Source organism: Roseovarius marisflavi (assembly GCF_900142625.1).
Lineage (GTDB): Bacteria > Pseudomonadota > Alphaproteobacteria > Rhodobacterales > Rhodobacteraceae > Roseovarius > Roseovarius marisflavi.
The window spans coordinates 1-13779 of the sequence record NZ_FRBN01000029.1 but is presented as its reverse complement, the minus strand read 5'-3'; the positions used below and the strand labels follow the sequence as shown (position 1 = coordinate 13779).

Sequence of the window (13779 nt, the reverse complement as noted above, 5' to 3'; positions counted from 1 at the left end):
ACCCGATCTTGCGATTCCCGATATGGCGGCCAATCGGCTTGTGCTGGTGACCGGCCCGTCAGGGGCGGGGCGCACGACGGCGATCCGGGTGCTTGAGGATATGGGCTATGAGGCGATCGACAACCTGCCGCTATCGCTGTTGCCGCGCCTGCTTGAGGGGCACGCGCCCGAAAAGCCGCTGGCGCTTGGGGTGGACGTGCGCAATCGCGATTTCTCGACGGCTGCCCTGATCGAGGTGATTGACCGAAGCGATTGGCACGCGGGCGTGCCGTTGCAGGTGCTTTACCTCGATTGCAGTGCGGACGTTTTGTTCCGGCGGTTTTCCGAGACCCGGCGCCGCCATCCGCTTGCGCCGGCCGAAAGCCCCGGAATGGGTATCGCGCGCGAGTTTGACCTGTTGAGACCGGTGCGGGCGCGGGCGGATATCCTGATCGATACATCCGAGATGTCCCCGCATGATCTGCGGGCCGAGCTTGAACGCTGGTTTGCCCCGAAGGGTGCGGCCCGGCTTGCGGTGTCGGTGCATTCGTTTTCGTATAAACGCGGCCTGCCGCGCGGTCTGGATATGGTGCTTGACTGCCGGTTTCTGCAAAACCCGTATTGGGAACCGGCCCTGCGCGGGCTTGATGGGCGGTCGGACGAGGTGGCCGAATATGTGCGCAGGGATGAGCGGTTTGAAGCGTTCTGTGCGCGGACAGGGGATCTGGTGCACCTCTTGCTTCCGGCCTATGAGGCCGAGGGCAAGGCCTATCTGTCGATCGGGTTTGGCTGTACCGGCGGACAGCATCGAAGCGTGTGCATGGCAGAAACTTTTGCGCAAAGCCTTGCAGAGGATGGCTGGCAGGTGTCAATAAGGCACAGAGAGCTTGAGCGGCACGGTGTGCCCGACGGCGCCGGGCCGCAACCGAGGGAGTGAGGCTGTCTTGATCGGCATTGTGATCGTGGCACATGGCGGGCTTGCCCGCGAATATCTCAAGGCGGTCGAACACGTGGTGGGCGCCCAAACCGGTATTGTGGCCATCATGATCGAGGGGGATCATGATCGCGCGCTGAAACAGGATGAAATCTGTGCGGCGGCGGATGCGGTCGATACCGGTGACGGGGTTGTTATTGTGACCGATATCTTTGGCGGCTCGCCGTCGAATTTGTCGCTTCGGGCGTGCCGACCCGACAACCGCCGTATTCTTTACGGGGCCAATCTTCCGATGTTGATCAAGCTGGCGAAAAGCCGCCAGATGAGTGTGCCCGATGCGGTGCGCGCGGCGCTCGAGGCAGGGCGCAAGTATATAGATAGCCACAATGTGTCGGCTGACTGAGAAAGTAATATCATGACAGACAAGATAACCCGGCAGCTTAAGATCGTGAACGAGAAGGGGCTGCATGCCCGCGCGGCGGCCAAGCTGGTTGAGGTGGTCGAAGGATTTGATGCGGTGGCAGAGGTGTCCCACAGCGGTCAATCCGCCTCTGGGGATAGCATCATGGGGCTTTTGATGTTGGCAGCAGCCAAAGGAAGCACTATTGACGTCGAAATCGCGGGGCCGGATGCCGGGCCGCTTGCGGATGCGGTGGCGGCACTGGTGGCAGACCGCTTTGGCGAGGATATGTGACGGCGCGGCCCCCCGTGTCGGCGATAGAAGCGAAACAGGGACGGAGCATTTGAGCATCAAGGCGCAGCACGAGCCCGGCGATCAGTCCGGCAAAACGGTCTTATTCACCAAATATGACCGCCGCAGCCTGACCTATGCCAATAGTTTCGACAGCAAGATGACCTCTGTCATCATCCGCACGATGGAGTGGTTGACGGGCAAGCTGGCGATTGTCGGCATGATCCGCAAATTCGAAAAGCGCGGTGCGCCCACCGGTCAGGCATTCTGGCGCGCGGCGCTGGATACAATGGGCATCCCGCTTCTGACCCCGGACGAAGAAATTGCGCATATCCCGCTTGAGGGGCCGGTCGTGGTGGTGGCAAACCACCCGCATGGTCTTGTCGACGGGATGATCCTGGCCGATCTGATCGGGCGGCGGCGCAGCGATTACAAGATACTGACGCGCGCGCTTTTGACCGGAATCGACGAGGTTGCGGCCTCTTACATGATCTCGGTGCCCTTCCCGCATGAACCCGACGCACAGCGCAAATCGGTCGAGATGCGTGCCAATTCCATGGCCCACCTGAAAGAGGGCGGGCTGATCAGCGTCTTTCCCTCGGGCGTCGTGGCCTCTAGCGACACGATGTTCGGCCCCGCCGTCGAGCGGGAATGGAACGTTTTCACCGCGCAGATGATCCGCCGGTCGGGTGCGACCGTGGTGCCGATCTTTTTTCCCGGCTCGAATTCGCGCTGGTATCAGATGGCGAACCGGATTTCACCGACCCTGCGCCAGGGGCTGTTGCTGCATGAGGTGGTGCATAGCTGCAACCGGCCGCAAAAGCCGGTTGTCGGTGCCCCGATCAGCGATGAGCGCATGAAGATGCTTGAAAACGATCCGCGCGGTTTCATGGAATGGCTGCGCGAGCATACCCTTTCTCTGGGCGACTAAACCGAGCCCTCGCTCGCCTTATGTAAATCGGTTGTCGCGCGGAAAGCCACGTGGCGCCATGCGGCCAGACCCGGCGCGCTTGCCAAACCATTCGGTCAGGTCGGTTTCGGTGCGGGTACGGCCCGCCGGATCAAGCCAGCTTAGCCCCTCGGCCAGCGTAAAGGTGGTGGCATCGCTTAGCCCGCCATCCTTGTATTTCTGCAAGCGCACGCCCTTGCCGCGGCCAAGTTCGGGCAATTCATCAAGCGCAAACACCAGAACCTTGCGGTTTTCGCCAACGCAGGCCACGTGATCACCGGTGACCGGATGACAGACCTGCGCGCGGACATCGCCGCGCACGTTGAGCACCTGTTTGCCGCTGCGGGTCTGGGCGATCACATCGTCTTCGGGCACGATAAACCCGTCGCCCGCGCTTGACGCGACAAGTATCTTGCGGCCCGGTTTGTGGATGAACAGATCGACAATCGCGGCCTCATTCGGCAGATCGACGATCAGGCGCAGCGGTTCGCCCATGCCGCGCCCGCCGGGCAGGTTAGAGGCGCTCACCGTATAAAACCGTCCGTTCGAGCCGAACACCAAAAGCCGGTCGGTGGTTTCGGCATGGAACATGAAACGCGGCGCGTCGCCATCCTTGAACTTAAGCTCGCGGTTCAGGTCGATATGGCCGGTCAGCGCGCGGATCCAGCCCATTTCGCTACAGACCACGGTGATCGGCTCGCGGTCGATCATCGCCTCAAGTGGAACCTCTTCGACTTCGCCGGCCTCGGCAAAGCGGGTGCGGCGCGCGCCCCAGACGTGATCCTTGCCAAAGGTTTTCTTGGCCTCGCGGAGCTGATCCGAAATCGCCGCCCATTGCAGGGCCGCGTCGTCAAGCAGGTCTTCAAGCCCGGCGCGCTCGGCCATCAGGGCGTCACGCTCGCGCTTGAGTTCCATTTCTTCGAGGCGGCGCAAACTGCGCAGGCGCATGTTGAGGATGGCTTCGGCCTGAATTTCGGTCAGCCCGTCCTCACCGCCCACGGGGGGCGAGACATAATCGGCCTCAGAGGTGGCGCGCACAAAGCTCTGGCCCCAATCCTCGCGTTTGAGAGCGGCCTTGGGATCGTCGTCATAGCGGATGATGTCGATCACCCGATCAAGGTTAAGAAAGGCGACGATCAGCCCCTCAAGAACCTCGAGCCGGTGGTCGATCTTTTCCATCCGGTGATGCGAGCGCCGGATCAGAACCTCTTGGCGGAAATCGAGGAAGGCGCGCAGAACCTCCTTGAGGCTACAGACCTTGGGCGTGACCCCGTCGATCAGCACGTTCATGTTGAGCGAAAACCGCAGCTCGAGATCGGAGTTGCGATACATCATCCCCATGAGAACCTCGGGTTCGACATTCTTTGAGCGCGGTTCAAGCACAAGACGGATGTCATCGGCGCTTTCGTCGCGCACATCGGCGAGGATAGGCACCTTGCGGGTCTGGATCAGCTCGGCGATCTTTTCGATCAGCTTGGATTTCTGGACTTGATAGGGGATCTCGGTGACCACGATCTGCCATTGGCCGCGGCCAAGATCCTCGACCTCGTATTTACAGCGCAGCCGGAACGACCCGCGCCCGGTGCGATAGGCCTGTGCGATGTTTTCCGGCGGCTCGACGATGACCCCGCCGGTGGGAAAGTCGGGGCCCGGAATATAGTTCAACAGCGTGTCGTCGCGCGCATCCGGCGTTTTGATCAGATGCAGGCAAGCATCGACCAATTCGGCGATGTTATGCGGCGGGATATTGGTGGCCATGCCGACCGCAATCCCGCTTGAGCCATTGGCCAGAAGGTTCGGAAAGCTGGCCGGAAGAACGACCGGCTCGGTCAGGGTGCCGTCGTAATTGTCGCGAAAATCAACCGCGTTTTCGTTGAGCCCGTCAAGCATCGCCTCGGCGACGGCGGTCATCCGGGCCTCGGTATAGCGGCTGGCGGCGGGGTTATCGCCGTCGATATTGCCGAAATTGCCCTGACCATCGACCAGCGGATAGCGCACCGCGAAATCCTGGGCGAGGCGGGCCATGGCGTCATAGATCGCCGCGTCACCATGCGGGTGATAGTTGCCCATCACGTCGCCGCTGATCTTGGCGGATTTGCGGAACCCCCCGGTCGAACTCAGCCGCAGTTCGCGCATCGCGAAAAGGATGCGCCGGTGCACCGGCTTGAGACCGTCGCGCGCGTCGGGAAGGGCCCGGTGCATGATCGTCGAGAGCGCATAGGTCAGATAGCGCTCGCCAATTGCGCGGCGCAGCGTCTCTGGCACGGCCTCGGGCAGCATCTTGGGGTCATCGACTAAATCACTCATAGATGCGGTGATAACCGCCGTGCAAATCCGCGTAAAGCACATAGAAACCACAGCGCGCGAAAGTTTTCGGATTTCCCCCTGAACGGCAGGCGCGAATCGCATATTATGATCCCTAGCTGCCAAGCTTTTAGATAAATTTTGTGGGTTATGTGGGGGATGCGCGATGTGGCGCTTTATTATTGTGAGTTTTGCATTTCTGGGCTGGTCTTTTTACGTCCTCAGTGATGGGGCCGAGTACCGCCCGAGCGCCAATTCGATTCAGGCGCGTGCGGTTCTTGATAATCAACGCCCCAAGCCGCGTCCGCTGCGGGTGAATGTGATTGAGCTTTCGCAAGATGGCGCGGTCGCGCCCGATACATCCGCGACGCGAACCATCACCTCATTGCATGATCTCGGCCTGACGGTGGGCAAACGCGTGGCGGTCACGCTTGCCTCTGCCGAGGCCGTGCCAACGGCGCAGGTCGCCGCCGTGATAAACGTGCCAACGGTCAAGGCCGCGCCCGCCGCAGTGCCCGAAACCCCCGAACTTGACGCCACAGCAGAGCAGGTCGAGACCGTGCAGGACAGCCTGGCGCAAAGCCGCGATATCCGCGAAGTGACCGGCACCAAGGTGAACATGCGCACCGGCCCCGGCACCAACTATGGCCGGGTCGGACAGGTGACACGTGGCACCGAAGTGATCGTGTTGCGCGATCCCGGCAATGGCTGGATCAAGCTCAAGGTGCTTGAGACCGGGCGGATCGGCTGGATGGCGGATCGGCTTTTGACGGCGGCAAACTAGGCTTGCATCGGCCGACGGCGCAGGTCAGAACGGCGCCATGACTGAAAAAACCATTTTGATCACCGGCTGCTCGACGGGCATCGGCTATGATGCGGCCCACGCGCTTCGGGCGCTTGGCTGGCGGGTGTTTGCCTCTTGCCGCAAAGAGGCAGATTGCGCGCGCCTGCGCGATGAGGGGTTCGACAGCCCGAGGATCGACTATGAGGATGAGGCGAGCATCGAGGCGGGCCTTGCAGAGGTGCTTGAGGCGACCGGCGGGCGGCTTGATGCGCTGTTCAACAACGGCGCCTATGCGATTGCCGGACCGGTCGAGGATATCCCGACCGCGGCGATGCGCGCGATTTTTCAGGCCAATTTCATCGGCTGGCATGATCTGACACGTCGGGTGATCCCGGTGATGCGCGCCCAAGGGGCGGGGCGGATTGTGCAATGCTCTTCGGTTTTGGGGCTTGTGGCGATGAAATGGCGCGGGGCCTATGTGGCGACCAAGTTTGCCCTTGAGGGGATGAGCGATGCGATGCGCATGGAGCTTCAGGGGACGGGTATTCATGTCTCGATCATTGATCCCGGCCCGATCGACACGCCGTTTCGCGCCAATGCGATCAAGCAATTCGAGAAATGGGTGGATTGGGAGAATTCCGCGAGGGTCGAGGAATATCGCGCCACCCTTCTGGACCAGCTTTACAAGGGCAGCAGCAAGGGGCCGCAATGGCCCGCCTCGGCGGTGACCAATGTGCTTGTGCGTGCCCTGGAGGCCCGGCGCCCGAAGCCGCGCTATTACGTGACGACGCCGACGCATTTGATGGGCACGCTGCGTCGCGTTCTGCCCGTGCGGGCGCTTGATTGGGTGACAAGCAAGGGCTAGGGCTGGTCCGGCTCTTGCGTGTCGGCCGCGCATTGGGGCTGCGTCATGATTTCCCTTTCGCTTTTTGCCCCGGCGCGCCTACATGTGGCCCTTAGGACCGACTCGGAAAGGACGATCTCATGCTGCAAGACCCGCTTTTCATCCTCGTGGCTGTTGCCTGTATTGCCGTTGCGGTGATCCTGATCAGGGGGATAAGCACCTTTGGCAAAGAGGGAGTCGAGAACGCCAAACGGTCGAATAAATTCATGCAATGGCGCCTTATCGCGCAGGCCGTTGCCATCGTACTAATCCTTATTTTCGTCTATTACCGCAGGCAGGGGGGCTAACCTAATGGTCGTATTGAACAAGATTTACACGCGCACCGGCGATGCCGGGGAAACCGCGCTTGGCAATGGCTCGCGGGTGGCCAAGCATTCGGCGCGCGTCACCGCCTATGGCACGGTGGATGAGGTCAACGCGACCGTCGGCCTTGCCCGGCTTGCCGCCGAGGGCGAGACCGATGAGGCGCTTGCGCGCATTCAGAACGATCTTTTCGATCTCGGCGCCGATCTGTGCCGCCCGGATATGGAAAAGGACGCAGAATCAGACTACCCGCCGCTGCGCATGGCCGCCAGTCAGGTGGACCGGCTTGAGGCGGAAATCGACGCGATGAACAAGCATCTTGAACCGCTGCGCAGCTTCATCCTGCCGGGCGGATCGGCGCTTGCGGCGCATTTGCATCTCTGTCGCACCGTGTCGCGCCGGGCCGAGCGGCTGACGGTGGAATTGGCCACAATCGAACAGGTGAATGAGGCGGCGGTGAAATATCTCAACCGTCTGAGCGACTGGTTCTTCGTCGCCTCGCGCATGGCCAATAACGGCGGCAAAGACGATGTTTTGTGGATTCCGGGCGCGAACCGATAAATACGCCAAGGCAGCGGCCTGAAACACTCTCGCAAGATTCTTGCGCTCAAAACCGGAAACGCGACGTCGTGAGACGCTAACGTGACGATTTTGCCCTGTTTCACCTGCGCCAGACCCGGTATCAACGCGCAAGATAGTTTTACCGAAGAGTCGTCGGCTCTTCATCATTCTGAGGGAGACCATGCCAATGAAGGTGCTCGTACCTGTCAAACGCGTGATCGATTATAACGTTAAGGTCCGCGTCAAGGCGGACGGCAGCGGTGTCGATCTAGCCAATGTCAAAATGTCGATGAACCCGTTTGACGAGATCGCCGTTGAAGAGGCCATCCGCCTGAAAGAGGCCGGCAAGGCCGATGAGGTGATCGCCGTTTCGATCGGTGTCAAGCAGGCCCAGGAAACGCTGCGCACCGCGCTGGCGATGGGCGCGGATCGCGCGATTCTGGTGATTGCGGCGGATGACGTTCACACCGATATCGAGCCTTTGGCCGTGGCCAAGATCCTCAAGGCGGTGATCGACGAGGAACAGCCCGGCGTCGTGCTCTGCGGCAAGCAGGCGATCGACAACGACATGAACGCCACAGGCCAGATGCTCTCGGCGCTTCTGGGCTGGAGCCAGGCAACCTTTGCCTCCAAGCTTGATATCGACGGTGACAGCGCCGTTGTGACCCGCGAAGTTGACGGCGGTCTTCAGACCATCAAGGTCAGCATGCCGACCATCGTGTCGGTCGATCTGCGCCTGAACGAGCCGCGCTATGCGAGCCTTCCCAACATCATGAAGGCCAAGAAAAAGCCGCTGGATGAGAAAACCGCCGCCGATTACGCCGTCGATGTCACCCCGCGCCTTGAAATCACCGGCACGTCAGAGCCCGACAGCCGCGCGGCGGGGATCATCGTCGGCTCGGTGGACGAGCTTGTTGCAAAACTCAAAGAAGCGGGGGCCGTGTAATGTCTGTTCTACTTCTCGCAGAAGTCACCGATGGTGAACTGTCGATCGACGCCACCGCCAAGGCCGTGACGGCGGCCGCGAAACTTGGCGATGTAACCGTGTTGTGCTGTGGCGCATCCGCCGCCGCCGCTGGTGAGGGCGCGGCGAAAATCGCGGGCGTTTCCAAGGTGCTGGTCGCCGAAGATGCCTCGCTTGGGCACCGTTTGGCGGAACCCACTGCGGCGCTGATCGTCAGCCTTGCAAGCGATTACAGCCACATCGTTGCCCCGGCCACGACCGACGCCAAGAATGTGCTGCCGCGTGTCGCGGCGCTTTTGGATGTGATGGTTATTTCGGATGCCTCCGGCGTTGTCGATGCAGACACCTTCGAGCGCCCGATTTACGCCGGCAACGCCATTCAGACCGTGAAGTCGCGCGATGCCAAGAAGGTCATCTCGTTCCGCACATCGACCTTTGACGCCGCCGGCGAACAGGGCGCTGCCCCGATCGAGACGATTTCGGCGGTTGCCAATCCGGGCCTGTCGGAATGGGTTGAGGACAAGGTCGCGGCCTCGGACCGCCCCGAGCTTACCTCGGCGGGTGTCGTGGTTTCGGGCGGTCGCGGTGTCGGCTCCAAGGACGACTTCGCGCTGATCGAAAGCCTCGCGGACAAGCTTGGTGCCGCTGTCGGCGCAAGCCGCGCCGCGGTCGATTCGGGCTATGCGCCGAATGACTGGCAGGTCGGCCAGACCGGCAAGGTCGTGGCGCCGAACCTTTATGTCGCGGTCGGCATCTCCGGCGCGATTCAGCACCTCGCGGGCATGAAAGACAGCAAGATCATCGTCGCGATCAACAAGGACGAAGAAGCGCCGATCTTCCAGGTCGCCGATTTCGGCCTCGTCGCCGATCTCTTCACTGCCGTGCCGGAGCTTGTCGAAAAGCTCTGATACCGGCCTTGCCGTTCGAATTGGAAAGGCCCGCGCAGATTTCATGCGCGGGCCTTTTTCGTTGTTTGCGCCTATTCGGTTAACACCTCGGTCAGCGTCGGCAAAAGCGCCTTGGAGACCTGACTATGGGCCAGCGGACCGGGCAGCTCGGCGGCAACCGTTTCTTCCATCGGGGCAAAGCGCATGCCGCGCGTGCCCTGTTCGCGCGCGGCGCGGCTTATCACCACCTCAACCAGTCGCGCGGCGTGCTTGGCGATCTTGTTCAGCATCGCGCGGCTGACAAAGGCGGGGTCATTGGCGATATCGGCGGGGCCATCGCCGCGCCCTGGCTTGTGGCTGGCGAACCACAGCAACACAACGGGCCGTTCAATCCGCTCCAACAACTGTTCCATGCGCTCGACCCAGGTGTCTTGCAGCCCCTCGCGCAATACCGAAAAGCGTTCCGGCGCAATCTGGTTCAGCCGCGCCATCATGTGGCGGGTAAAGTTGAATTCGGTAAAATCCATCTCGGGATAAAGCCGCCGCATGCGATCCGTTGCCTGTAAAAACCGGTCATTGCGGCGCGGATGCACCCGGTAAAACGGATTGGTCAGGTTCATCGCGCAGGGGATTTGAAGCACCACGGCCTCTGCATTCCGCGCCAGGTCGATAAGCCCGTCATCCTTTAAAAACGCATCGACCCCGGCATTGGCCCAGCCGAAATTGACACAGGCCATGCCCAATTGCCGTTCCAGAAGATCCGGGTAGGGCCGGTCGATGAATTTGCCATAAGTTTCCGTGCCCCCGAGACAGGCCACGTATTCGGTGCTCAAGACCTGTTGCGGCCCACGAAACAGCAGTTTTGATGTCCCATAGCGCACAGGCATATAGTCAAGGGGCTGCCGCCCCATCCGTTCAAAGGCCATAACGCCCCCCATTTTTAACTCACCCGGGAACAGGATTCGCGCATTTCCGTTGAGAAATCCCTAAAGCTAAAATTAACCCCTGTTTTTAGCGGTTTCCGGCTCTTGCAGCCTGCCCCGGACGGGGCCTATGCTAGGGACGAACAACGGCAGGGACGGGCAGATGGATATTGCGAAAATTGGCGTGGTCGGCGCAGGGCAGATGGGCAATGGCATCGCCCATGTGATGGCGCTAGCGGGCTATGATGTGCTGCTCAACGATATCAGCGGCGAAGCGTTGAAAAATGCCGTTGATCTGATCCGCAAGAACCTTGACCGCCAGGTCAGCCGCGAGAAAATCAGCCAGGACGACATGGATGCGGCCATGGCCCGGATCACCACCACCCAGACCCTGACCGACCTTGGCGCGACCGACCTCGTGATCGAGGCCGCGACCGAACGCGAGCCGGTCAAGCAGGCGATTTTCGACGAATTGCTGCCGCATCTTCAGCCCCACACCATCCTGACCTCGAACACCTCGTCGATCTCGATCACCCGGCTGGCAAGCCGCACCGACCGCCCGGAAAAATTCATGGGGTTTCACTTCATGAACCCGGTCCCGGTGATGCAGCTGGTCGAGCTCATTCGCGGCATTGCCACCGATCGCGAAACCTATGACTCTTGTCTTGCGGTGGTTGAGAAGCTTGGCAAAACCGCCGCTTCGGCCGAGGATTTCCCGGCCTTTATCGTCAACCGCATCCTGATGCCGATGATCAACGAAGCGGTCTATACGCTCTATGAAGGGGTCGGAAACGTCAAATCCATCGACGAGTCGCTCAAGCTTGGGGCCAATCACCCGATGGGCCCGCTCGAACTGGCCGATTTCATCGGTCTGGATACCTGCCTTGCCATCATGAATGTGCTGCACGACGGGCTGGCCGATACCAAGTACCGGCCCTGTCCCTTGCTCACCAAATATGTCGAGGCCGGCTGGCTTGGGCGCAAGACCGGGCGCGGCTTTTATGACTATCGCGACGAGACACCGGTGCCCACGCGCTAGGGCAGCCGCTCTCGCTTTCATCTTTCCATAAATACTCCCGCGCGGAGCGCTCTAAACCGGCTCCGCCTCAAGCAAGACACCGCCTTCGGGGCGCAGCGTCAGGATCATGACCGGCTTCGGGTCTCGCCCGGCCACAGGGGTAAAGCGAAAGCGCGACAACAGCGTTGCCAGAATAATCACGGCCTCTTGCAGGGCAAAGCTTGCCCCGATGCAAATTCGCGGCCCGTCGCCAAACGGCAGGTAGGCATAGCGCGGCACCGCCTTGCGATCGGCAAAACGATCCGGGCGAAAGCTGTCGGGGTCGTCCCAGAGCAGGTGATTGCGGTGCAGCGCATAGATCGGAATGATCACCGTATCACCGCGGCGTACCTCGCGCCCACACAGGGTATCTGCGGCCTGCGCCGTGCGCGATATAATCCCCGCAGGCGGATAGAGTCGCAGGGCCTCGTCGATGATCTGTCGGACATAGGGCAGGGCGGCCACATCCTCGCCCGTGGCGGCGCGGCCATTGAGCACGCTTTGCGCCTCGGCGCGGGCACGGTCCTGAACGCCCTGATCATACGCACAAAGATAAAGAGACCAGGCCAGCGTCAGAGCGGTCGTTTCATGGCCCGCGACGATAAAGGTCAACAGGTTGTCACGCAGTTCGGCGGTGTCCATCCTGCGGTGGGTTTCGGGGTCTTCGCCCGCGATCAACAAATCGAGCAGGTCGGGCACGCCCTCTGGCCCACGGGCGCGGCGTGCCTCGACCGCCTCATCGGCAACGCGCTTCATCGCCGACACACTGCCCCCCGACATGATCCGCGCCGGGCGCGGCACCCAGTCGGGCAGGCCGAGGATATCAAACAAAGAGATTTTGCCGGCATCCGAGATATAGGCATCAATCCCGCGATGCACCGCGTCGGCGTCAAAGGTGCCATCGTCGGAAAAGGTGACATCGGCGATTATATCAAAGGTGGTGCGCACCATATCGGCGGCCATATCCACCGCGCGCGGGCCGGCCTCGGCGAGACGCGCACAGGACCGTTCGGCGGCGGCGGTCATGATCGGGGCAAGCGCCATCATGTTGCGATGCGAAAACACCGGCGCGGCCGTACGCCTCTGCCAGCGCCAATGCGCGCCCTCGGCGATGAAAAGCGATTCGCCAATCGCCGGGCGCAGCAGATTCTTGGTGACCAGCGACTTTGGATAATCGTCAAGATTCCCCAAGAGCATCCGGCGGATCGCATCCGGGTCCATCACCATGTGCCAGCGTTTGCCGGTGCGTCCTGACACCATCGGCTGGCGGGTGGCGATGGCCGGGATGATCGACAACACATTCGCGCGCGCGGCCCTGAGGCTGGCGAAAACGTTCATCGGTTCGGTGACGAGCGGTACTTTGACGGGATGTGCATGAACCGGGCTTGTGGAGGCGGGTGACGGGGCTGCGGGTTGCATCGGGCACCTTTCTGCTGATCCCCAGTATATAGGGGCGGCGTCGTATTTGGGCAAATGATTGCGAAGGGCGCAGTGCTGTTGTATCCAGCGCCAACGCCATTTCCAAGGAATTGCCCTATGACCCGCCTTTTCGCCCTTCTCGGGCTGGTTCTGATCACCGGCTGCACCAATCCCAATGATCTTGATGAGGCGCCGGCCTATCTGGGCAACTTTCATCTTGGGCATAACGTGGTTGTTGCGCCGAACCTGACCAAGGGGCCGGCCTCGCGCGAGGCGACCAAGGAGGAATGGATCGCGGCAATGACCACGGCGATGTCGGATCGCTTTGGCCGCTATGATGGCTCCAAGCTGTATCATCTCGGGGTGAGCGTCGAGGGCTATGTGCTTGCGATTCCGGGCGTGCCTCTTGTGGTCTCGCCGAAATCGGCGCTGATCCTCAAGGTCACCGTCTGGGACGATGCGGCGGGCATAAAGCTCAACGAAAAACCCCATACGGTGACAGTGGTCGAAACCATTTCCGGCCCGACATTGCTTGGCTCGGGTCTGACCCAGAGCAAGGAAACACAGATGCTCAATCTGAGCCGGAATGCCGCCAAGCAGATTCAGAACTGGCTGCAGAATCAGAATAACGATCTTGGCTGGTTCGAGAATGACGGCAACCCGGCCAAGGGCAAGAGCCGCCCAGCGTCGGATGCATCCGACGAGGCCGACGCCTCTGCGGCGGATGAGACGCTCGCCCCAGAGGTGCTCAGTGCCGCGGAACAGTTCACCGCCGCTTCAAAAGTCATCGAAGAGCCGGAACTTGCCGCGCCTGTGGCCGAGTAGATACAACGTGGTGCAGGGCAGCGGCTTCAGCGGCCAAGTTGGGCTTGATTTTCCCGGCGCAACCCAATAGACGGCGCGCGGAGTAGATAACCGGGCCTCTGGGCCCCCCAACTGACAAGGCGCCCTGAAATATGGCTAAGGCAAAGTTTGACCGCTCAAAACCGCACGTAAACATCGGCACCATTGGTCACGTTGACCACGGCAAGACGACGTTGACGGCTGCGATCACGAAATACTTCGGCGATTTCAAAGCCTATGATCAGATCGACGGCGCGCCCGAAGAAAAGGCACGCGG

Annotated in this window: 16 protein-coding genes; 13 read left to right on the top strand and 3 right to left on the bottom strand. The window is 61.1% G+C overall.

Annotated elements, in window-relative coordinates:
• Positions 1-22 precede the first annotated feature (22 nt).
• The 4 genes from rapZ to BUB78_RS17240 are packed head-to-tail and all read left to right on the top strand — an operon-like array spanning position 23 to position 2535.
• The gene (rapZ, locus tag BUB78_RS17255) at positions 23-916 is read left to right on the top strand and encodes an RNase adapter RapZ (RefSeq protein WP_073200296.1); all 894 of its coding nucleotides are present in this window, start codon (positions 23-25) and stop codon (positions 914-916) included.
• Between the two features lie 7 nt (positions 917-923).
• Positions 924-1316, top strand: coding sequence for a PTS sugar transporter subunit IIA (locus tag BUB78_RS17250; protein WP_073200294.1), 393 nt, complete (start codon positions 924-926; stop codon positions 1314-1316).
• A gap of 12 nt (positions 1317-1328) precedes the next feature.
• A complete protein-coding gene (locus tag BUB78_RS17245) occupies positions 1329-1607 on the top strand; it encodes an HPr family phosphocarrier protein (protein WP_073200237.1) in 279 nt (92 codons plus the stop codon).
• Between the two features lie 49 nt (positions 1608-1656).
• Positions 1657-2535, top strand: coding sequence for a lysophospholipid acyltransferase family protein (locus BUB78_RS17240; RefSeq protein ID WP_073200235.1), 879 nt, complete (start codon positions 1657-1659; stop codon positions 2533-2535).
• 18 nt (positions 2536-2553) lie between these two features.
• On the opposite strand, the gene parC is transcribed toward BUB78_RS17240, so the two are convergent.
• Positions 2554-4860, bottom strand: a complete 2307-nt coding sequence (gene parC / locus BUB78_RS17235; protein WP_073200233.1) for a DNA topoisomerase IV subunit A — start codon at positions 4858-4860, stop codon at positions 2554-2556.
• A gap of 181 nt (positions 4861-5041) precedes the next feature.
• Here parC and BUB78_RS17230 point away from each other — a divergent pair, with 181 nt between their 5' ends.
• The 6 genes from BUB78_RS17230 (at position 5042) to BUB78_RS17205 (ending at position 9281) form a co-directional block, all read left to right on the top strand.
• On the top strand, positions 5042-5641 hold the full coding sequence (locus BUB78_RS17230) for an SH3 domain-containing protein (protein ID WP_245813561.1): 600 nt from the start codon (positions 5042-5044) through the stop codon (positions 5639-5641).
• 37 nt (positions 5642-5678) lie between these two features.
• Entirely contained in the window at positions 5679-6506 is an 828-nt protein-coding gene (locus BUB78_RS17225; protein ID WP_073200228.1) for an SDR family NAD(P)-dependent oxidoreductase, read from the top strand.
• A 119-nt stretch (positions 6507-6625) separates the two neighbouring features.
• The gene (locus tag BUB78_RS17220; RefSeq protein WP_073200226.1) at positions 6626-6832 is read left to right on the top strand and encodes a twin transmembrane helix small protein; all 207 of its coding nucleotides are present in this window, start codon (positions 6626-6628) and stop codon (positions 6830-6832) included.
• A gap of 4 nt (positions 6833-6836) precedes the next feature.
• Entirely contained in the window at positions 6837-7409 is a 573-nt protein-coding gene (locus tag BUB78_RS17215) for a cob(I)yrinic acid a,c-diamide adenosyltransferase (protein ID WP_073200224.1), read from the top strand.
• 187 nt (positions 7410-7596) lie between these two features.
• Positions 7597-8355, top strand: coding sequence for an electron transfer flavoprotein subunit beta/FixA family protein (locus tag BUB78_RS17210; RefSeq protein WP_073200221.1), 759 nt, complete (start codon positions 7597-7599; stop codon positions 8353-8355).
• Positions 8355-9281: an electron transfer flavoprotein subunit alpha/FixB family protein gene (locus BUB78_RS17205; protein ID WP_073200219.1), complete on the top strand. Its 927-nt coding sequence runs from the start codon at positions 8355-8357 to the stop codon at positions 9279-9281. The genes BUB78_RS17210 and BUB78_RS17205 overlap by 1 nt, the downstream gene beginning before the upstream one ends.
• 71 nt (positions 9282-9352) lie before the next feature.
• On the opposite strand, the gene BUB78_RS17200 is transcribed toward BUB78_RS17205, so the two are convergent.
• Positions 9353-10186 (bottom strand): DUF6473 family protein, encoded by an 834-nt coding sequence (locus BUB78_RS17200; protein ID WP_073200292.1) that lies wholly within the window; start codon positions 10184-10186, stop codon positions 9353-9355.
• 160 nt (positions 10187-10346) lie between these two features.
• On the opposite strand from BUB78_RS17200, the gene BUB78_RS17195 reads away from it, so the two are divergent.
• Positions 10347-11222 (top strand): 3-hydroxybutyryl-CoA dehydrogenase, encoded by an 876-nt coding sequence (locus tag BUB78_RS17195; protein WP_073200217.1) that lies wholly within the window; start codon positions 10347-10349, stop codon positions 11220-11222.
• A 51-nt stretch (positions 11223-11273) separates the two neighbouring features.
• Here BUB78_RS17195 and BUB78_RS17190 read toward each other — a convergent pair whose 3' ends face one another.
• On the bottom strand, positions 11274-12659 hold the full coding sequence (locus BUB78_RS17190; RefSeq protein ID WP_073200215.1) for a cytochrome P450: 1386 nt from the start codon (positions 12657-12659) through the stop codon (positions 11274-11276).
• A gap of 117 nt (positions 12660-12776) precedes the next feature.
• On the opposite strand from BUB78_RS17190, the gene BUB78_RS17185 reads away from it, so the two are divergent.
• Positions 12777-13484, top strand: coding sequence for a hypothetical protein (locus tag BUB78_RS17185; RefSeq protein ID WP_073200213.1), 708 nt, complete (start codon positions 12777-12779; stop codon positions 13482-13484).
• A 131-nt stretch (positions 13485-13615) separates the two neighbouring features.
• The coding region (locus BUB78_RS17180; protein WP_245813515.1) for a GTP-binding protein at positions 13616-13779 on the top strand (164 nt) is incomplete at its 3' end.